32 protein-coding genes are annotated in these 18,674 nt (G+C 60.7%); all 32 read right to left on the reverse strand.

Annotated elements, in window-relative coordinates; genetic code table 11:
* Positions 1-39: 39 nt before the first annotated feature.
* Positions 40-1,929, reverse strand: coding sequence for a protein-disulfide reductase DsbD (gene dsbD, locus AC1Q6P_RS21365; protein ID WP_492665929.1), 1,890 nt, complete (start codon positions 1,927-1,929; stop codon positions 40-42).
* Between the two features lie 274 nt (positions 1,930-2,203).
* A complete protein-coding gene (rplQ, locus tag AC1Q6P_RS21370; RefSeq protein WP_102766039.1) occupies positions 2,204-2,593 on the reverse strand; it encodes a 50S ribosomal protein L17 in 390 nt (129 codons plus the stop codon).
* Positions 2,594-2,743: 150 nt separating this feature from the next.
* The gene (locus tag AC1Q6P_RS21375) at positions 2,744-3,730 is read right to left on the reverse strand and encodes a DNA-directed RNA polymerase subunit alpha (RefSeq protein ID WP_102766038.1); all 987 of its coding nucleotides are present in this window, start codon (positions 3,728-3,730) and stop codon (positions 2,744-2,746) included.
* Between the two features lie 138 nt (positions 3,731-3,868).
* Positions 3,869-4,492, reverse strand: a complete 624-nt coding sequence (rpsD, locus tag AC1Q6P_RS21380; protein WP_102766037.1) for a 30S ribosomal protein S4 — start codon at positions 4,490-4,492, stop codon at positions 3,869-3,871.
* Between the two features lie 246 nt (positions 4,493-4,738).
* Entirely contained in the window at positions 4,739-5,143 is a 405-nt protein-coding gene (gene rpsK / locus AC1Q6P_RS21385) for a 30S ribosomal protein S11 (protein ID WP_058721926.1), read from the reverse strand.
* A 29-nt stretch (positions 5,144-5,172) separates the two neighbouring features.
* Positions 5,173-5,538, reverse strand: coding sequence for a 30S ribosomal protein S13 (gene rpsM / locus AC1Q6P_RS21390; protein ID WP_102766036.1), 366 nt, complete (start codon positions 5,536-5,538; stop codon positions 5,173-5,175).
* 34 nt (positions 5,539-5,572) lie between these two features.
* Positions 5,573-5,686, reverse strand: coding sequence for a 50S ribosomal protein L36 (gene rpmJ, locus AC1Q6P_RS21395; protein WP_056194202.1), 114 nt, complete (start codon positions 5,684-5,686; stop codon positions 5,573-5,575).
* A gap of 59 nt (positions 5,687-5,745) precedes the next feature.
* Positions 5,746-5,964: a translation initiation factor IF-1 gene (gene infA, locus AC1Q6P_RS21400; protein WP_009855680.1), complete on the reverse strand. Its 219-nt coding sequence runs from the start codon at positions 5,962-5,964 to the stop codon at positions 5,746-5,748.
* A gap of 49 nt (positions 5,965-6,013) precedes the next feature.
* Positions 6,014-7,324, reverse strand: a complete 1,311-nt coding sequence (secY, locus tag AC1Q6P_RS21405; RefSeq protein WP_102766035.1) for a preprotein translocase subunit SecY — start codon at positions 7,322-7,324, stop codon at positions 6,014-6,016.
* Between the two features lie 20 nt (positions 7,325-7,344).
* Positions 7,345-7,776 carry a 50S ribosomal protein L15 gene (gene rplO, locus AC1Q6P_RS21410; protein WP_102766034.1) on the reverse strand — a complete coding sequence of 144 codons (432 nt, stop codon included), beginning with the start codon at positions 7,774-7,776 and terminating at the stop codon, positions 7,345-7,347.
* Between the two features lie 26 nt (positions 7,777-7,802).
* Positions 7,803-7,985: a 50S ribosomal protein L30 gene (gene rpmD / locus AC1Q6P_RS21415; RefSeq protein WP_102766033.1), complete on the reverse strand. Its 183-nt coding sequence runs from the start codon at positions 7,983-7,985 to the stop codon at positions 7,803-7,805.
* A gap of 23 nt (positions 7,986-8,008) precedes the next feature.
* A complete protein-coding gene (gene rpsE / locus AC1Q6P_RS21420; protein WP_102766032.1) occupies positions 8,009-8,527 on the reverse strand; it encodes a 30S ribosomal protein S5 in 519 nt (172 codons plus the stop codon).
* A gap of 18 nt (positions 8,528-8,545) precedes the next feature.
* Positions 8,546-8,911, reverse strand: a complete 366-nt coding sequence (rplR, locus tag AC1Q6P_RS21425) for a 50S ribosomal protein L18 (RefSeq protein ID WP_102766031.1) — start codon at positions 8,909-8,911, stop codon at positions 8,546-8,548.
* Between the two features lie 11 nt (positions 8,912-8,922).
* Entirely contained in the window at positions 8,923-9,456 is a 534-nt protein-coding gene (gene rplF, locus AC1Q6P_RS21430; RefSeq protein WP_102766030.1) for a 50S ribosomal protein L6, read from the reverse strand.
* 19 nt (positions 9,457-9,475) lie between these two features.
* A complete protein-coding gene (rpsH, locus tag AC1Q6P_RS21435) occupies positions 9,476-9,871 on the reverse strand; it encodes a 30S ribosomal protein S8 (RefSeq protein WP_102766029.1) in 396 nt (131 codons plus the stop codon).
* Positions 9,872-9,896: 25 nt separating this feature from the next.
* The gene (gene rpsN / locus AC1Q6P_RS21440; protein ID WP_102766028.1) at positions 9,897-10,202 is read right to left on the reverse strand and encodes a 30S ribosomal protein S14; all 306 of its coding nucleotides are present in this window, start codon (positions 10,200-10,202) and stop codon (positions 9,897-9,899) included.
* 8 nt (positions 10,203-10,210) lie between these two features.
* The gene (rplE, locus tag AC1Q6P_RS21445; protein WP_102766027.1) at positions 10,211-10,750 is read right to left on the reverse strand and encodes a 50S ribosomal protein L5; all 540 of its coding nucleotides are present in this window, start codon (positions 10,748-10,750) and stop codon (positions 10,211-10,213) included.
* A 10-nt stretch (positions 10,751-10,760) separates the two neighbouring features.
* Positions 10,761-11,078: a 50S ribosomal protein L24 gene (gene rplX, locus AC1Q6P_RS21450; protein ID WP_102766026.1), complete on the reverse strand. Its 318-nt coding sequence runs from the start codon at positions 11,076-11,078 to the stop codon at positions 10,761-10,763.
* Positions 11,079-11,104: 26 nt separating this feature from the next.
* Positions 11,105-11,473, reverse strand: coding sequence for a 50S ribosomal protein L14 (rplN, locus tag AC1Q6P_RS21455; protein WP_058721914.1), 369 nt, complete (start codon positions 11,471-11,473; stop codon positions 11,105-11,107).
* A 322-nt stretch (positions 11,474-11,795) separates the two neighbouring features.
* Positions 11,796-12,305, reverse strand: a complete 510-nt coding sequence (locus AC1Q6P_RS21460) for a peroxiredoxin (protein WP_492665930.1) — start codon at positions 12,303-12,305, stop codon at positions 11,796-11,798.
* A gap of 180 nt (positions 12,306-12,485) precedes the next feature.
* Positions 12,486-12,755 (reverse strand): 30S ribosomal protein S17, encoded by a 270-nt coding sequence (rpsQ, locus tag AC1Q6P_RS21465; RefSeq protein ID WP_102766024.1) that lies wholly within the window; start codon positions 12,753-12,755, stop codon positions 12,486-12,488.
* A complete protein-coding gene (gene rpmC / locus AC1Q6P_RS21470; protein WP_492665931.1) occupies positions 12,752-12,952 on the reverse strand; it encodes a 50S ribosomal protein L29 in 201 nt (66 codons plus the stop codon). The genes rpsQ and rpmC overlap by 4 nt, the downstream gene beginning before the upstream one ends.
* Before the next feature lie 13 nt (positions 12,953-12,965).
* Entirely contained in the window at positions 12,966-13,382 is a 417-nt protein-coding gene (gene rplP / locus AC1Q6P_RS21475; protein ID WP_058721910.1) for a 50S ribosomal protein L16, read from the reverse strand.
* Positions 13,383-13,384: 2 nt separating this feature from the next.
* A complete protein-coding gene (gene rpsC, locus AC1Q6P_RS21480; protein ID WP_102766022.1) occupies positions 13,385-14,239 on the reverse strand; it encodes a 30S ribosomal protein S3 in 855 nt (284 codons plus the stop codon).
* Positions 14,240-14,255: 16 nt separating this feature from the next.
* Positions 14,256-14,585 (reverse strand): 50S ribosomal protein L22, encoded by a 330-nt coding sequence (gene rplV, locus AC1Q6P_RS21485; RefSeq protein WP_102766021.1) that lies wholly within the window; start codon positions 14,583-14,585, stop codon positions 14,256-14,258.
* A gap of 11 nt (positions 14,586-14,596) precedes the next feature.
* Positions 14,597-14,875 carry a 30S ribosomal protein S19 gene (gene rpsS, locus AC1Q6P_RS21490; protein WP_102766020.1) on the reverse strand — a complete coding sequence of 93 codons (279 nt, stop codon included), beginning with the start codon at positions 14,873-14,875 and terminating at the stop codon, positions 14,597-14,599.
* Between the two features lie 10 nt (positions 14,876-14,885).
* Positions 14,886-15,710, reverse strand: a complete 825-nt coding sequence (rplB, locus tag AC1Q6P_RS21495; protein ID WP_102766019.1) for a 50S ribosomal protein L2 — start codon at positions 15,708-15,710, stop codon at positions 14,886-14,888.
* Positions 15,710-16,024 carry a 50S ribosomal protein L23 gene (gene rplW, locus AC1Q6P_RS21500; protein ID WP_102766018.1) on the reverse strand — a complete coding sequence of 105 codons (315 nt, stop codon included), beginning with the start codon at positions 16,022-16,024 and terminating at the stop codon, positions 15,710-15,712. The genes rplB and rplW overlap by 1 nt, the downstream gene beginning before the upstream one ends.
* On the reverse strand, positions 16,021-16,641 hold the full coding sequence (rplD, locus tag AC1Q6P_RS21505) for a 50S ribosomal protein L4 (RefSeq protein WP_102766017.1): 621 nt from the start codon (positions 16,639-16,641) through the stop codon (positions 16,021-16,023). The genes rplW and rplD overlap by 4 nt, the downstream gene beginning before the upstream one ends.
* Positions 16,641-17,312: a 50S ribosomal protein L3 gene (rplC, locus tag AC1Q6P_RS21510; protein ID WP_492665933.1), complete on the reverse strand. Its 672-nt coding sequence runs from the start codon at positions 17,310-17,312 to the stop codon at positions 16,641-16,643. Before rplC ends, rplD begins: the two co-directional genes overlap by 1 nt.
* Before the next feature lie 317 nt (positions 17,313-17,629).
* Complete coding sequence (gene rpsJ / locus AC1Q6P_RS21515) at positions 17,630-17,941, reverse strand: 30S ribosomal protein S10 (protein WP_102766015.1); 312 nt, start codon at positions 17,939-17,941, stop codon at positions 17,630-17,632.
* A 107-nt stretch (positions 17,942-18,048) separates the two neighbouring features.
* Positions 18,049-18,674 (reverse strand): EF-Tu C-terminal domain-related protein (locus tag AC1Q6P_RS21520; RefSeq protein WP_492665932.1); only part of this gene is annotated, 626 nt, incomplete at its 5' end.

Raw genomic sequence — 18,674 nt, forward strand, 5'->3', positions numbered from 1 at the left:
GACTGAAGCTAGCAGTATAGCGCAGTTTCTGCCCTGGCGTCAAAGTCCAGCGGCAGAAAGCGAAGAAAGAAAGCGCTCAGCGTTCTGGAAGCCGATCACGCGCACGCCGGTCAGTTCCTGACCTTGCGCATCGAAGAAGATCGAACCCGGCGGGCCGAAGAGCTTGAAGCGCTTCAGCAGTTCGCGATCGGCCGCTGTGTTGGCCGTGACATCGGCCTTCAGCAGCAAGGCGCCCGCCAGACGCTGGCGCACGGCCGGGTCGGTGAAAGTGAAGCGCTCCATCTCCTTGCAGGACACGCACCAGTCGGCATAGAAGTCCAGCATGACCGGACGGCCGGCCGTGGCCAAGGCGGCATCGAGCTCGGCCACGCTGTGAACCTTCTGGAAGTTCAAGCCGCCGACCGCCGGTGTGGCACCGCCGGCCTTGGCCTCAGCCAGACCCACGCCCGCCAAGGGCTTGAGCGGGTCGGTGCCGCCATTGGCCGCGCCCACCACCTGCAGCAGGCCGTAGGCAAACGCCAGCACGGCAGCCGTTTTGCGCAGCCAGGTGCGCGGGCGGTGCACGGCGTGCGCCGGTTCGAACAAGCCCAGCATCGAGGCGCTGCCGATCAGCAACGCGCCCCACAGCGCCTGTGCCAGCGCCGCCGGCAGCACCGGCTGCACGGTCCACAAGGCCACGGCCAGCAAGAGCATGCCGAAGAAATGCTTGACGCCGTCCATCCAGGCGCCGGCGCGCGGCAGCAAACTGCCGGCCGAAGCGCCGAGCAGCAGCAAGGGCACGCTCATGCCGCTGGCCAGGGCGAACAAGGCGCTGCCGCCCAGCACCACATCGCGCGTCTGGCTCAGGTAAAGCAAAGCGCCGGCCAGAGGTGCAGCCACGCAGGGGCTGACGATCAGGGCCGAGACGCCGCCCATCACGAAAACCCCAAAGATGTGGCCGGCAGGCAGGCGCTGCGAGGCCTGCGAGAGACCGCCGCTGAGGCTGCTGGGCAGGCTGATCTCGTAGGCGCCGAACATGGACAGCGAGAACAGCACCAGCGCGCCGGCGAAGGCAGCCAGCACCCAGGGCTTCTGCAAGGTGGCAGCCAGCCCCTCACCGGCCAGACCGGCCGCAACGCCGAGCGCCGTGTAAATCAAGGCCATGCCCAGGGAATAGCTGGCCGCCAGCAAGAGCCCGCGGCCGCGCGTGGCTTTGCCGCCCTGCGCTTCCCCGACGATGATGGAGGACAAAATCGGCAGCATGGGCAGCACGCACGGCGTGAGCGACAGCAGCAAGCCGGCGACAAAGAACACCCCCACCACCGTCCAGAACTTGCCCGACTGCAGGGCTGCATCCAGCCGGTTGGACTCGGACACCGGCGCCGCATTGACAGCGCTGGCCGGCGCGGCCGGAGCCGCGTCTGCCACCGGGCTGCTTTGCACGCCCGTCGCCAAAGCGCCCTCGCCTGCTACCGGCTTGACTTCATTGCTGCCACCGCCAAAAGCGGCCAGGCGCACCTGAAACTCCGAGCTCATGGGCGGATAGCACAGCCCCTTGTCGGCGCAACCTTGCCCGCCCACCAGCAACTTGAAAGCACCTGCCGCCTGCTCCACCGGCACCTTGACCACCAAAGCATCACGGTAGACCTCGACCTCCTTCTGGAAGGTCTCGTCAAACTTGACCTTGCCTTTCGGGATCTCCAGTGCCGCCAGCTTCGCTTCTGCGGACTCGGCCTTGAACTGCTCGCGGTACATGTAATACCCCGGCGCGATGTCGAAGCGCACCTCGACGCTGCGCTCACCCAGTGGCTTCACTGACAGCTTGAAAGCCTGCTCGGGGTCCAGGAACTCGTCCGCGCGCACTAGGCCCGGCAACACCCAAAGGCCCAGCATCAGCAGCAGCCCGGCAAACGGACGCCACAAGGACGGGAAGGAAGACAGACGCATCATGAGCAAGCGACACCCGGCGTTGCGGCCATGGGTGCTCCAAAGGTCAAGAAGATTCAAAGACGCCAGCAAAGAAGCAAAAGCTCCATGCAAGGCGCCGAACTGTACGCTGAAAGGGCACACGAGCGCTCTGTGTGCACTCCGGGCCACTGCCGAACAGCCCAGGATGTTCGCGCTGCGCGCAAAAAAAAGGCCAGCACGATGGCTGGCCTTCATTACCGAGCAGAGCAAACCGAAACTTCAGTTCGCCTGCCCTGGCTGTGCGCAAGGGCTTGAATTACTCAGCCGCTTCGCCAGCGGTCTCGCCTTCAGCGCGATCCACCAGCTCCACATAGGCCATGGGCGCATTGTCGCCCACGCGGAAACCCATCTTCAGGATGCGGGTGTAGCCGCCCGGACGGGCTGCGAAACGCGGGCCCAGCACGTCGAACAGCTTGACGACCATGTCGCGGTCACGCAGACGGTCGAAAGCCAGACGGCGGTTGGCCACGGTCGGGACCTTGGCCAGGGTGATCAGGGGCTCGACAACACGGCGCAGTTCCTTGGCCTTCGGGACCGTGGTCTTGATGGCTTCGTGCTGCAGCAGCGAGTTGCACATATTGCGCAGCATCGCCTTGCGGTGTTCGGAGGTACGGTTCAGCTTACGGAGGCCGTTACGGTGACGCATGGTGCTATTCCTTTCTCGATTAATCCCAGCAGCCGTATCAGGTACTGCCCGGGTGCACCGGGTGGCCGACAAGGCCACCCATTTTCAAAAAACTTCAGAGCCTGAGGCTGCCGCAGAGCCGGCCAAAGCCGACGCTGCGGGCTGCGCCGATCAGCGCTTGTCCAGACCTTGCGGCGGCCAGTTTTCCAGGCGGGCGCCCAGAGTCAGACCGCGCGAAGCCAGCACTTCCTTGATTTCGTTGAGCGACTTGCGACCCAGATTCGGGGTCTTCAGCAGCTCGGTCTCGGTACGCTGGATCAGGTCGCCGATGTAGTAGATGTTTTCGGCCTTCAGGCAGTTGGCCGAACGCACCGTCAATTCCAGCTCGTCCACAGGGCGGAGAAGGATCGGGTCGAACGACGAGCTGCGCTGTGCAGGCTGGTCGAAATCAGGCACTTCGCTGCCTTGCAGCTGAGCGAAGACGGCCAGTTGTTCCACCAGGATCTTGGCCGATGCGCGGATCGCTTCCTCGGGCGAAATGGCGCCGTTGGTTTCGATCTCCATGACCAGCTTGTCGAGGTCGGTTCGCTGTTCCACACGGGCGCTCTCGACGGCGTAGCTGACGCGACGAACCGGTGCGAACGACGCATCCAGCACGATGCGACCGATGGTCTTGGTCGGCTCATCGCCGTAGCGACGCATCGAACCCGGCACATAGCCGCGGCCCTTCTCGACCTTGATCTGCATGTCCAGCTTGCCGCCTTGCGACAGGTGGGCGATGACATGCTCGGGGTTGACGATTTCCACGTCGTGCGGAGTCTGGATGTCGGCGGCCGTGACCGGGCCTTCACCTTCCTTGCGCAGAACCAGCGTCACTTCCTCGCGGTTGTGCAGACGGAACACCACGCCCTTCAGGTTGAGCATGATATGAACGACGTCTTCCTGCACACCGTCGATGGCCGAGTACTCGTGGAGCACCCCAGCGATCGTGACTTCAGTCGGCGCATACCCCACCATCGAGGACAACAGCACACGGCGCAGGGCATTGCCCAGGGTGTGGCCATAGCCGCGTTCGAACGGCTCCAGAGTCACCTTGGCGCGATGACCGCCCAGGGGCTCCACATTGATGGATTTGGGTTTGAGCAGGTTTGTTTGCATGAGGTCTTTCTTTCAATACCCTCGGTTCGTTACACCGATAAGGCTGAGGGACCAGCCGGGCCTTGCGCGTCTGCGCGTAGCCCAGACGAGGAAACGCCGACCATGCCCTTGCGGGCATCGTCGGCAAAAGAAGATCGATTAACGCGAGTACAACTCAACGATCAGCGATTCATTGATCTCAGCACCGAACTCGTCGCGATCGGGGGCCTTCTTGAAGACGCCTTCCAGCTTGGTGGCATCCACAGTCACCCAGGCCGGCAGACCGATGGACTCGGCCAGCTTCAGCGCGTCGATGATGCGCAGCTGCTTCTTGGCCTTTTCACGCACGGCGACCACGTCACCGGCCTTGACCAGGTAGGAAGCGATATTCACGACTTCACCGTTCACGGTGATGCCCTTGTGGGAAACCAGCTGACGGGCTTCTGCGCGGGTGGAGCCGAAGCCCATGCGGTAGACGACGTTGTCCAGGCGGGATTCCAGCAGGGTCAGCAGGTTGACGCCGGTCGAGCCCTTGCGGCGCTCGGCTTCGGCGAAGTAGCGGCGGAACTGACGCTCCAGCACGCCGTACATGCGCTTGACCTTTTGCTTCTCGCGCAGCTGCAGACCGAAGTCAGAGGTGCGTTGGCCGGAAGTGCGACCGTGTTGACCCGGCTTGGAGTCGAACTTGGCCTTGTCGCTGATCGGGCGGCGAGCGCTCTTCAGGAACAGGTCGGTGCCTTCACGGCGGGAAAGTTTGGCCTTGGGGCCGAGGTAACGTGCCACTTTGCGTGTCCTTGATCAATCTGACGCCAGCCCACCCTCGAACGGTGGCACCCTGCGCGAGTCCGGCCAGTGTTTTTATCGGCTCAGACGGTGGTCTTCAACATTCAGCCTGGACAGCGACGATGCGCTGTCAACAGGCCACAAACAAGCCCGAAGGCTTCAACAGAACCGCCGGCGCGGCACTTGCGTGCCCGCCGACGATGAGTAACCGCAGATTATCGCAGAAAAGCGAGCATCCGTGGAGACTTAGATGCGACGACGCTTTTGCGGACGGCAGCCGTTGTGCGGCACCGGGGTCACATCGGAGATCGAGTTGATCCGGATGCCCAGAGCACCCAGAGCACGAACCGACGACTCACGACCCGGGCCGGGGCCCTTGATCTTGACGTCCAGGTTCTTGATACCTTGGTCTTGAGCAGCACGGCCGGCCACTTCAGCTGCCACCTGGGCTGCGAAGGGGGTCGACTTGCGCGAGCCCTTGAAGCCTTGGCCGCCGCTGGAAGCCCAGGACAGAGCGCCGCCTTGACGGTCGGTGATCGTGATGATCGTGTTATTGAACGACGCGTGAACGTGTGCAATGCCATCGGCAACGTTCTTGCGAACCTTCTTGCGAACGCGTTGCGCAGCCGAGTTATTGGGTGCTTTTGCCATCTTGACCTTCTTTCAATGCTTTGCGCAGATCACTTCTTGCCCGTAGCGGCCGACTTGCGCGGGCCCTTACGAGTGCGAGCGTTCGTGCGAGTACGCTGACCGCGCATCGGCAGACCACGGCGGTGACGGAAACCACGGTAGCAACCGAGGTCCATCAGACGCTTGATGTTGATCGACATCTCGCGACGCAGGTCGCCTTCGATGGTCATGCGGCCCACTTCATCACGGATCTTTTCCAGATCAGCGTCGGTGAGGTCCTTGACCTTCTTGTCGAAAGGAATACCGCAAGACGTGCAGATCTTCTGAGCCGTCGTACGGCCAACGCCGTAGATCGAAGTCAGACCAATCTCAGTGTGCTTATGCGGCGGAATGTTGATACCAGCAATACGTGCCATGTGCGTCCTCTAATTCGCTCGTGTCGTGCAGCAATCAGCCTTGACGCTGTTTGTGGCGCGGATCGGTACAGATCACACGCACCACGCCCTTGCGACGGATGATCTTGCAATTGCGGCACATCTGCTTGACGGATGCCGAAACTTTCATGGTCTGCTCCTTGACCTACTCAAATGCGCTCACAGCGCGTAACCGGGGAAAAGAAAAGCTCACTTCGCCCGGAATACGATGCGAGCACGACTCAAATCGTACGGGGTCAGTTCTACGGTGACTTTGTCGCCGGGCAGGATGCGGATGTAATGCATACGCATCTTGCCGGAGATGTGGCCGAGAACGACATGCCCGTTCTCCAGCTTCACACGAAACGTGGCATTAGGAAGATTCTCAAGAATCTCGCCTTGCATCTGAATGACGTCGTCTTTCGCCATGCCTTCGTTTCTGTTCTGATGGAAATTGATTAAACGTGGACTCAGCTTTTCAGCTGGCCTTGAAATTTGCCTTCTTCAGCAGCGATTCATACTGCTGGCTCATCACGTAAGACTGCACCTGAGCCCAGAAGTCCATGGTGACCACCACGATGATCAACAAGGATGTGCCGCCAAAATAGAAAGGCACGTTGTACTTCAAGGTCAAGAACTCTGGCAGCAAGCACACACCGGTGATGTAGATGGCGCCAGCCAGGGTCAAACGCGACAAGATCTTGTCAATATGCTTGGCAGTCTGATCACCCGGGCGGATACCCGGAATGAACGCACCGCTCTTCTTCAGGTTGTCTGCAGTCTCGCGGCTGTTGAACACCAGAGCCGTGTAGAAGAAGCAGAAGAACACGATGGCAGCGGCGTAAAGCAGCACGTAAATCGGCTGTCCTGGCGCCACCATGCCAGCGAGATCTTTCAACCAGCGCAGACCATCACCGGTCGCAAACCAACTCACGATCGTGGTCGGCAGCAGGATGATGGACGAAGCGAAGATCGGCGGGATCACGCCCGACATATTCAGCTTCAGCGGCAGATGAGAGGACTGGCCACCGTAGACCTTGTTACCGACCTGGCGCTTGGCGTAGTTCACCAAGATCTTGCGCTGACCGCGCTCGACGAACACCACCAGATAGGTCACAGCCACGACGACAGCAGCCAGGAACAGGAAGGACACCGGGCCCATGGCACCTGTGCGAACCAGCTCCAACAAACCACCGATGGCACCAGGCAAACCTGCAGCGATACCGCCGAAGATCAGGATCGAAATCCCGTTGCCCAGACCACGCTCCGTGATCTGCTCACCCAACCACATCAGGAACATCGTGCCGGCCACCAGGCTGGAGACCGCCGTCAAGCGGAAGCCGAACCCCGGATTGACCACCAAGCCAGCCGAGCTTTCCAGCGCCAGAGCGATGCTCAGCGACTGGAACAAGGCCAGGCCCAGGGTGCCGTAGCGCGTGTACTGCGTGATCTTGCGGCGGCCAGCCTCGCCTTCCTTCTTCAGCGCTTCCAACGACGGCACGACATAACCCATCAACTGGATCACGATCGAGGCCGAGATGTAGGGCGTGATGCCCAGCGCGAAGACGGTAAAGCGCGACAGCGCACCGCCCGAGAACATATTGAACAGGCTCAGGATGCCACCCTCCTGACCCTTGAAGAACTGCTGCAGCTGAGCCGGATCGATACCAGGCACGGGGATATGACCCCCGATGCGATACACGACCAGGGCCAGCAACAGAAACACAAGTCGACGACGCAGGTCGCCGAACTTGCCGCTCTTGGCCAGTTGGTTTGCGTTGGTAGCCACTGTGCCTTGTTCCTAAAGCTTTAAGCGACCGAGCCGCCGGCAGCCTCGATGGCAGCCTTGGCGCCAGCCGTCGCCCCCACGCCCTTCAGCGTGATCTTGCGGCTGATCGAACCCGACAGGATGACCTTGGCGTTCTTGGTCAGCTCAGGCACCAGGCCCACAGCCTTCAGCGTCATCAGGTCGATCTCGTCGGCCACCAGGGCTTGCAGATCGTCCAAGTTCACTTCGGCGTTGAACTTCAACGAAGCCGACTTGAAACCACGCTTGGGCAGGCGACGTTGCAGAGGCATTTGACCGCCTTCGAAACCCACCTTGTGGTAGCCGCCTGCGCGCGACTTCTGACCCTTGTGACCACGGCCAGCGGTCTTGCCCAGACCGGAGCCGATGCCACGGCCCACGCGACGCTTGGCGTGCTTGGCGCCAGCTGCGGGCTGAATGGTATTGAGTTGCATGTGTTGTCCTCGGTTCGTGACGGTGCTTACAGCACCTGCACGAGATAGGCGATCTTGTTGATCATGCCGCGCACGGCCGGCGTGTCTTCCAACACGCTGGTGCTGTTCAGCTTGCGCAGGCCCAGACCCACCACGGTGGCACGGTGCGATGCACGGGTGCCGATGGGGCTGCGAACCAACTTGACGGTTACGGTTTTCTTGTCAGACATGTGTCTACTCCAATGCTGGCGAATCAGCCGAGAATTTCTTCGACCGACTTGCCGCGCTTGGCGGCGACTTCCGCAGCCGTCGTGGAGCGCTTCAGCGCGTCCAGAGTGGCGCGAACCATGTTGTACGGGTTGGTCGAACCGTGGCTCTTGGTCACGATGTCGGTCACGCCCATCACTTCGAAGACCGCGCGCATCGGGCCACCGGCGATCACGCCGGTACCAGCTTGTGCGGGGATCATCATCACGCTGGCTGCGCCATGGCCGCCCACCACATTGTGGTGAATGGTGCCGTTGCGCAGGTCAACCTTGATCATGTTGCGACGGGCAGATTCCATCGCCTTTTGCACGGCGACGGGAACTTCCTTCGCCTTGCCCTTGCCCATACCGATGCGGCCATTGCCATCACCGACCACCGTCAACGCGGCGAAGCTCAGAGTACGACCACCCTTCACCACCTTGGTGACGCGGTTGATCGCGATCATCTTTTCCTTCAGGCCGTCGTCATTGCCTTCGGTCTGCACGCGGGGTTGAAACTTTGCCATTTCGAAATCCTTTTTGCGTCAGAACTGCAGGCCGGCTTCGCGGGCTGCTTCGGCCAGAGCCTTGACACGACCGTGATAGGCGAAACCTGCGCGGTCGAAAGCAACCTTCTCGATACCAGCAGCCTTGGCCTTTTCGGCGATGCGCTTGCCGATCAATGTGGCTGCGGCCACATTGCCACCCTTGCCTGCGCCGCCCAGTTGCTCGCGGACTGCCTTCTCGGCGGTCGAAGCGCTGGCCAACACACGGGTGCCATCGTCGGAGATGACGCTTGCGTAGATGTGCAGATTGGAGCGGAACACCGTCAGGCGGACGACGCGCTGCACCGCAATGCGGGCGCGGGTCTGACGCGAGCGACGGATGCGCTGTTCTTTTTTGGTCAACATGGCGCTGCTCCTTACTTCTTCTTGGTCTCTTTGAGAGAGACCTTCTCGTCGGAATAGCGGATGCCCTTGCCCTTGTAGGGTTCCGGCGGACGGAAGGCGCGCACTTCAGCGGCCAGTTGTCCGACGACCTGGCGATCCGCGCCCTTGATCAGAATTTCGGTCTGGGTCGGGCACTCAACCTTGATACCAGCCGGCATGTCCTTCACCACGGGGTGAGAGAAACCGATCTGCAGGTTCAGCTTTTGACCTTGAGCCTGGGCACGGAAGCCCACGCCAACCAGGTTCAGCTTCTTTTCGAAACCCTTGCTCACGCCGTTGACCATATTGGCCACCAGAGCGCGAACGGTGCCGCTCATCGCGCCAGCGGCGGAGGAGTCGTCACGGGGAACGAAAGACAGCTGGCCGCCTTCATTCTTGATGGTCACGAGGCCGTTCAAGGGACGCACCAGCGTACCCAGAGCGCCCTTGACGCTGACTTGGTCAGCAGTGATGGTCACGTCCACTCCCTGGGGAATGGCGACCGGCATTTTTCCAACGCGGGACATTGTGTGTCTCTCCTTGCGCTTAGGCGACGTAGCAGAGCACTTCGCCGCCGATGCCGGCTTGACGTGCTTTGCGGTCGGTCATCACGCCCTGGGGCGTAGTGACAATCGCCACACCCAGGCCATTCATGACCTGAGGGATGTCGTGGCGGCCCTTGTAAATGCGCAGGCCAGGACGGCTCACGCGTTCGATGCGCTCGATCACCGGGCGACCGGCGTAATACTTCAGCGCAATCTCCAGCTCGGGGCGAGCGGCTTCACCGCGCACTGCGAAACTGTCGATATAACCCTCGTCCTTCAGGACCTTGGCGATCGCGATCTTCAACTTGGAGGAAGGCATCACGACGCTGGGCTTCTCAACGCTCTGGGCGTTGCGAATGCGGGTCAGCATATCGGCGATAGGATCACTCATGCTCATTTGCGAAATCTCCTAATCGTGCCGATTACCAGCTGGCCTTGACGACACCGGGGATGTCGCCCTTGAAGGCCAGCTCACGAATCTTGTTACGGGCCAAGCCGAACTTGCGGAAGGTACCGCGGGGACGGCCGGTCAACGCGCAGCGGTTACGCTGACGGGTCGGGTAGGCGTTGCGAGGCAGCTTCTGCAGCTCCAGGCGAGCGATGTAGCGCTCTTCGTCCGACTTCTTCGCGTCGTTGATGATTGCCTTCAGTTCCGCGTATTTCTTCGCGTACTTGGCCACCAACGCATCGCGCTTCAGTTCACGTTGAATAAGTGAAGTTTTAGCCACGAGTCACCTCAGTTCTTGAACGGAAACTTGAACGCAGCCAGGAGAGCCTTGGCTTCGTCGTCCGTTTTGGCGGTAGTGGTGATGCTGATGTTCAGACCACGCAGCGCATCCACCTTGTCATAGTCGATCTCAGGGAAGATGATCTGTTCTTTGACGCCGATGTTGTAGTTGCCGCGGCCGTCGAACGAGCGACCCGAGATACCACGGAAGTCACGAACGCGCGGCAGCGCGATCGTCACGAAACGATCCAGGAATTCATACATCTGAACGCCGCGCAGGGTGACCATGCAGCCGATCGGCACGTTGTCACGGATCTTGAAACCTGCAATGGCCTTCTTCGACTTGGTGACCACAGGCTTCTGGCCAGCGATCTTGGTCAGGTCGCCCACGGCGTGGTCCATGACCTTCTTGTCGGCGACCGCTTCACTGACACCCATGTTCAGGGTGATCTTGGTGATGCGCGGCACTTCCATGACCGACTTGTAACCAAACTTCGCCGAGAGGTCGGGCACAACTTTTTCGCGATAAAACGCTTGCAAACGAGCCATGTCGAACCCCTTAAGCCTTGATCTCTTCGCCGGTCGACTTGTAAACGCGCACCTTCTTGCCATCGGCGAGCAGCTTGATGCCCACGCGATCGGCCTTGCCGGATGCAGCGTTGAAAATCGCCACGTTGGATTGATGGATAGGCATCGTCTTGTCCACCACACCACCGGTGGTACCCTTCATCGGGTTGGGCTTGACGTGCTTTTTGACGACATTGATGCCGTCGACGACGATGTGATCAGCATCCACGCGCTGCGTCACCGCACCACGCTTACCTTTGTCACGGCCGGTCAGAACGATGACCTCGTCGCCTGTGCGAATCTTGTTCATGGCAATACCTTTGTCTGTGGCTGAGCTCAGAGAACCTCAGGCGCCAGCGACACGATCTTCATGAAACGCTCGGTACGCAGTTCACGCGTCACCGGGCCGAAGATACGAGTGCCGATCGGCTCGAGCTTGGCGTTCAGCAGCACGGCGGCATTGCCGTCGAACTTGACCAAAGAGCCGTCTTGACGACGCACGCCCTTGGCGGTGCGAACCACCACAGCGCTGTAAACCTCACCCTTTTTGACGCGGGCGCGAGGCGCAGCTTCTTTGATGCTGACCTTGATGATGTCACCAATCCCGGCATAACGACGCTTGGAACCACCAAGCACCTTGATGCACATGACGGACTTGGCGCCAGTGTTGTCCGCGACATCGAGTCGCGATTGCATTTGAATCATGTCTATCCCCAACTTTTCCCAAATCCTCTGCTGCATCGCGCAACAAATTCATCGGTCAGTCTTGGGCCCGTTGACCAAACGCGATTCTCAGCACTCCTGTGTGAGTTTCGCGCCCAGCAGTTGAGGGCGGATCCGAGGCCATAACGCATCACGAGATGCGCCGTGCGTTCGGCGAAGCTTTAGATTGTGCACCAGAAGTCCTGATGCCGTCAAGCGCGAATTGAAAAACATTCCAAAGCCCAGACAGCCCACCGGGCCGGTGGCTGCGGGCTTGGCAAACCTCGCGCTCGACGAGAAGCGGCGCTCGATGCGCCGCTTGAACTCAGGCTTGCTGAGCTTGAGCGAGCATGGTCGCTGCGTCGCTCACTTCGAACTTGCCGGGTGCTTCGATATTGAGCGTCTTGACCACGCCATCGACAACCAGCATGGAATAGCGCTGCGAACGCAGACCCAAGCCGCCCGCCGTCAGATCGAGCGTCAAGCCCGTGGCTTTGGTGAACTCGGCACTGCCGTCCGCCATCATGCGAACCTTGCCGGCCGTCTTCTGCTCACGTCCCCAGGCACCCATCACAAAGGCGTCATTGACCGACAGGCACCAGATTTCATCGACACCGGCGGCGCGCAGAGCCTCGGCCTGCTGCACATAGCCCGGCACATGCTGCGCCGAGCAGGTCGGCGTGAACGCACCAGGCAGCGCAAAGATGGCAATCTTCTTGCCAGCCACAAGGGCGTCGACGGCGAACTTGTTCGGGCCGAGGGAGCAGCCCTCGCCTTCAACTTCGATGAATTCTTGCAGGGTGGCCGCGGGCAGGCGATCGCCGATCTTCAGCATGAGGTGTCCTTTGTAGATAGATGTGAAAGGGGAACCGACCTTGCTTCGCCACAGCAGCGTGCGACGAATAAAGGATCCAAGGCCGGAAATGAAAAATGACCGGGCGCCAGTATTCCAGCGTTCCGGTCATTCCTGTCATGCGGAGCCCGAAGACCCCGCGAAAGACATGTCTTGCGGTGATTAAACCACTTGTGCCTTCTCGACCAGACGGGTCACAACCCAGCTCTTGGTCTTGGACAGCGGACGGCTTTCAGCGATTTCAACCACATCACCCATCTTGTACTCGCCCTTTTCATCGTGGGCGTGGTACTTGCGGGAACGGGCCACGATCTTGCCGTAGAGCTCGTGCTTGGCGCGACGCTCAACCAGGACCGTGATGGTCTTGGCGCGCTTGTCGCTGACCACGCGACCGACCAGGGTGCGCGTGTTCTTTTCTTGAGCTTGCGTCATTTCGCGGCTCCCTTCTTCTTCTCGTTCAAGATGGTCTTGACACGAGCGATGTCGCGGCGCGTGTTGCCCAACACGGTGTGGTTGGTCAACTGTTGAGTCGCCTTTTGCATGCGAAGGCCGAAATGGGCCTTCAGCAGATCGGTCACTTCCTTTTCCAAGGCAGCGACATCCTTGACACGCAGTTCAGATGCTTTCATGGTGTTCTCCGCTTCAGGTGCCGACCTGGCGGGTCACGAAGGTGCAGCTCAGCGGCAGCTTTGCAGCAGCCAGAGTGAACGCTTCGCGAGCCAGGGCTTCCGGCACACCGTTGATCTCGTAGAGCACCTTGCCAGGCTGAATTTCAGCGACGTAGTACTCCGGGTTGCCCTTACCGTTACCCATACGGACTTCGGCGGGCTTCTGGGAGATCGGCTTATCGGGGAAGATGCGGATGAAGATACGACCACCGCGCTTGATGTGGCGCGAGATTGCACGACGTGCAGCTTCGATTTGACGAGCCGTCAGGCGGCCGCGTTCGGTAGCCTTCAGACCGAAGTCACCGAAAGAAACGGCAGCACCGCGGGTAGCAACACCAGTGTTACGACCCTTTTGCTCCTTGCGGTATTTGCGACGAGCTGGTTGCAGCATGTTTATTCTCCTTTGGCCTCACCGCCAGCGGGTGCGGCCTTGCGGACGACACGCTTGGCAGCGGGCTGGGCTGCGTCACCGGTGGAAGCCGGCTTGTCACCGCCTTCACCACGCGGACCACGGTCACCACCCGGGCGACCACGGCCAGCCGGGGCGCCCGGACGGGCGTTGCGACGCGGACGACGATCGTCTTCACCTGCTTCGCTCTTGATCACCGGCGCTTCGCCGTTGGCCAGGCGGTCGCCGCGATAGACCCACACCTTCACGCCGATGATGCCGTACGTCGTGCTGGCTTCGGAGAAGCCATAGTCGATGTCAGCCTTCAGGGTGTGAAGAGGCACACGGCCTTCACGGTACCACTCGCAACGAGCGATTTCGATGCCGTTCAGACGGCCCGACGACATGATCTTGATGCCTTGAGCACCCAGACGCATCGCGTTCTGCATCGCACGCTTCATGGCGCGGCGGAACATGATGCGCTTTTCCAACTGCTGGGTGATCGAGTCGGCGATCAGCTGAGCATCGATTTCAGGCTTGCGCACTTCTTCGATGTTCACAGCCACCGGCACGCCCAGACGCTTGGTCAGCTCGGCCTTCAGGCTTTCGATGTCCTCGCCCTTCTTGCCGATCACCACGCCCGGACGAGCCGAGAAAATGGTGATGCGGGCGTTCTTCGCGGGGCGCTCAATCAGAACGCGCGACACAGCGGCGTTCTTCAGGCGTGCCTTCAGGAAGTCGCGGACCTGCAGATCTTCGGCCAGCATGGACGCGAAGTTCTGGTTGTTCGCGTACCAACGCGAAGCCCAGTTACGCGTGACAGGCAGGCGAAAACCGGTCGGATGAATTTTCTGTCCCATAGTCTTCCTTCAGCCTTCAGTTGCCGACCGACACGAAGATGTGGCAGGTGGGCTTGCTGATGCGGTTGCCACGGCCCTTGGCGCGGGCAGAGAAACGCTTCAGAGTTGCACCTTGCTCCACATAGATCGTGGTGACCTTGAGCTCATCAATGTCAGCGCCGTCGTTGTGCTCGGCGTTGGCGATGGCGCTTTCCAGCGCCTTCTTGATGATCAGGGCCGCCTTCTTCTGGGTGAATTCCAGGATGTTGAGCGCCTGGTCCACCTTCTTGCCGCGGATCAGGTCCGCCACCAGGCGGCCCTTGTCACACGAGAGGCGAACGCCGCGAACGATTGCTTTGGTTTCCATCGTTGGCATCCTTACTTCTTCCCGGCCTTCTTGTCGGCCGGGTGGCCCTTGAAGGTACGGGTCAGTGCGAATTCACCCAGCTTGTGGCCGACCATCTGGTCCGACACATAAACCGGCACGTGTTGCTTGCCGTTGTGGACGGCGATCGTCAGACCGATGAACTCGGGCAGGATCGTCGAACGACGCGACCAGGTCTTGATAGGCTTCTTGTCCTTGGCAGCAACCGCCTTCTCGACCTTGGCCAAGAGGTGGTGGTCAATGAACGGGCCCTTCTTCAGTGAACGAGTCATGGCCTACCCTTTACTTCTTGCGACGCGAAACGATGAACGTCTGCGTGCGCTTGTTGTTACGAGTGCGGAAGCCCTTCGTGAGGGTGTTCCACGGCGACACAGGCGCCTGGCCTTCACCGGTACGACCTTCACCACCACCGTGCGGGTGATCCACCGGGTTCATGGCGGTACCACGAACGGTCGGACGGATGCCCTTCCAACGGATTGCGCCGGCCTTGCCGTACTGGCGCAGCTGGTGCTCTTCGTTCGACACTTCGCCAATCGTGGCGCGGCAGTCGATGTGGATGCGACGGACTTCACCCGAGCGCAGACGCAGCTGGGCGTAGACGCCTTCGCGGGCCATCAGCACCACGGACACGCCAGCCGAGCGAGCGATTTGCGCGCCCTTGCCAGGCAGCATTTCGACGCAGTGGATGGTGGAGCCCACGGGGATGTTGCGGATGGGCAGGGTGTTACCAGCCTTGATCGGGGCTTCCGCGCCGCTCACGATGGTCGAACCCACTTCCAGGCCACGGGGAGCGATGATGTAACGACGCTCGCCGTCGGCATAGCACACCAGAGCGATGTGAGCCGTACGGTTCGGGTCGTATTCAATGCGCTCAACCTTGGCGGGGATGCCGTCCTTGTTGCGCTTGAAGTCGACCACACGGTAGTGGTGCTTGTGACCACCGCCCTTGTGGCGAATCGTGATGTGACCGTTGTTGTTACGGCCAGCATTTTGCTTTTGCGGTTCCAGCAGCGAAGCTTCCGGAGCGCCCTTGTGCAGGTGCGAGTGCACCACCTTCACGACGGCACGACGGCCAGGTGAAGTCGGCTTGACTTTAACGACGGCCATTACGCAGCCTCCCCGGAGAAGTTGAGCTCTTGGCCCGCCTTCAGCGACACGTACGCCTTCTTGACGTGGTCGCGGCGACCGATGGAACGGCCGAAGCGCTTGACCTTGCCCTTGACGTTGACGACGTTCACAGCCTCAACCTCGACCTTGAACATCAGTTCAACAGCGGCCTTGATTTCGGGCTTGGTGGCGTCGCGCAGCACCTTGAACAACACTTGGTTGTGCTTTTCAGCAACCGCCGTGGCCTTTTCGGACACGATGGGAGCCAACAGCACCGAGGCCAGACGGCCTTCAGAATACTTTTGGGCGCTCATGCCAGCATCTCCTGGAGTTGCTCCATAGCGGCCTTGGTCACCAGCACCTTCTTGTAGAAGACCAGCGACAGGGGATCCGCGTAGCGCGGCTCACACACCAGCACATTGGCCAGGTTGCGCGAAGCGAGCAGCAGGTTGTCGTCCATCTGATCAGCGATCAGCATCACCGATTCCAGGCCCATGGCCTTGAACTTGGCGGCCAACAGCTTGGTCTTGGGAGCTTCCAGCGTGATCGAGTCGATCACGGCCAGACGGCCTTCACGTGCCAGCTGCGAGAGGATGGCGGCCATACCGGCGCGGTACATCTTCTTGTTCAGCTTGTGGGTGAAGTTTTCGTCGGGCATGTTCGGGAAAATCCGACCGCCCCCACGCCACAGGGGCGAGGACGTCATACCAGCACGTGCACGACCCGTTCCCTTTTGGCGGAACGGCTTCTTGGTCGAGTGCTTGACTTGTTCGCGGTCCTTCTGGGCGCGAGTGCCTTGGCGAGCGTTGGCCTGGAAGGCCACGACCACCTGGTGCACCAGGGCTTCGTTGTAATCGCGAGCAAACAGCGTATCAGGAGCGTCCACCTTGGCGGTGGCCTGACCTTGCTCATTCAGGAGCTCGAGCTGCATCAGATGGCTCCCTTCTTGAGCTTGACCTTGACGGCGGGACGAACGACAACGTGGCCGTTCTTCGAACCCGGCACAGCACCGCGGACCAGCAGCAGTTGACGAGCTTCGTCAACGCGCACGATGTCCAGGTTCTGCACGCTCACCGTCACGTCACCCAGGTGACCCGACATCTTCTTGCCCGGGAACACGCGGCCCGGATCCTGTGCCATCGAGATGGAGCCAGGAACATTGTGCGAGCGGCTGTTACCGTGCGAAGCACGCTGCGAGCTGAAGTTGTGACGCTTGATGGTGCCTTCGAAGCCCTTACCGATGGAGGTGCCTTGCACGTCCACCAGCTGACCCACTGCGAACAGCGAGACCGGCACTTGCGCGCCCGGCTTGTACTCGGCGGCCACTTCAGCGGCAACACGGAATTCGCTCATGACACGACCGGCTTCCACACCTGCCTTGGCAAGGTGGCCGGCTTCCGGCTTGGCAACGCGCGATGCTTTGCGCTCACCGTACACCACTTGAATGGCGGTGTAGCCGTCGGTCTCTACGGTCTTGATCTGGGACACGCGGTTGTTGGACACATCCAGCACCGTCACAGGCACGGCATCGCCGTCGTCCGTGAAGATGCGCATCATGCCCACCTTGCGGCCCAGCAATCCGAGACGATTGCTTAGACTCATGGTTTTTCTCCAGCCCCACAGGTTGACCCTGGAAGCCATTTACATACACCCGACATCGATTGGCCGGGCTGACCAGTGCACCGTACGCACAAGCCCTCCCTGGGGAAGCCCTGCCGGACACGATGCGCCAAATTCCGCGCCGGAAAATTCCACCGCGGAAAAGCTGGCGAGTATAGCGTGAACCCTGATGAATACGCAAGGGTCACGACACCCTACCAAGAAAAAGGGCGACTCTTTCGAGTCGCCCTTCTCTGAATCTGACCCAGGTCAGTTCACATGCTCAGCACCGTCTTACGTCGGCGCCAGCATGTCAAGCATCACTGCAGCTTGATTTCGACGTCGACGCCAGCCGGCAGGTCGAGCTTCATCAGCGCGTCAACGGTCTTGTCGGTCGGGTCCACGATGTCCATCAGACGTTGGTGGGTACGGATTTCGAACTGGTCGCGCGAAGACTTGTTCACGTGCGGCGAACGCAGGATGTCAAAACGCTCGAAGCGGGTCGGCAGGGGCACGGGACCCTTGACGATCGCGCCAGTGCGCTTGGCGGTTTCCACGATCTCGGCAGCCGATTGGTCGATCAGCTTGTAGTCAAACGCCTTCAGGCGGATGCGGATCTTTTGCTTTTGCATGACGATTCCTTCAAAGAACGTGCGGGCTCAAATGCCTTGAGTGCCGCGAAGTAGGTGAAGCCCGCGCCGCCACATCGGCAGCGGCGCGGACTGGTCACGCAAAAGTGTTAGGCCAGGATGGTGGCAACCACACCCGAACCCACGGTACGGCCACCTTCGCGGATCGCGAAACGCAGACCGGTTTCCATGGCGATCGGAGCGATCAGCTTCACGGTGATGCCGACGTTGTCGCCGGGCATGACCATTTCCTTGTCGGCCGGCAACTCCACAGCACCGGTCACGTCCGTCGTACGGAAGTAGAACTGGGGACGGTAGTTGTTGAAGAACGGGGTGTGACGGCCGCCTTCTTCCTTGCTCAGCACATACACCTCAGCGGTGAAGTGGGTGTGCGGCTTGATGGTGCCGGGCTTGGCCAGCACTTGGCCGCGCTCCACGTCTTCGCGCTTGGTGCCGCGCAGCAGGATACCGACGTTGTCGCCGGCTTGACCTTGGTCCAGCAGCTTGCGGAACATTTCCACGCCGGTGACGGTGGTCTTCTGCACGTCGCGGATACCGACGATTTCGATTTCTTCGCCGACCTTGATGATGCCGCGCTCCACGCGACCGGTCACCACGGTGCCACGACCCGAGATCGAGAACACGTCTTCCACCGGCAACAGGAAAGCACCGTCCACAGCGCGCTCAGGCGTGGGGATGTAGCTGTCCAGAGCGTCAGCCAGGCGCATGATGGCTT

This window comes from Roseateles sp. GW835-FHT13E02, from assembly GCF_058794035.1.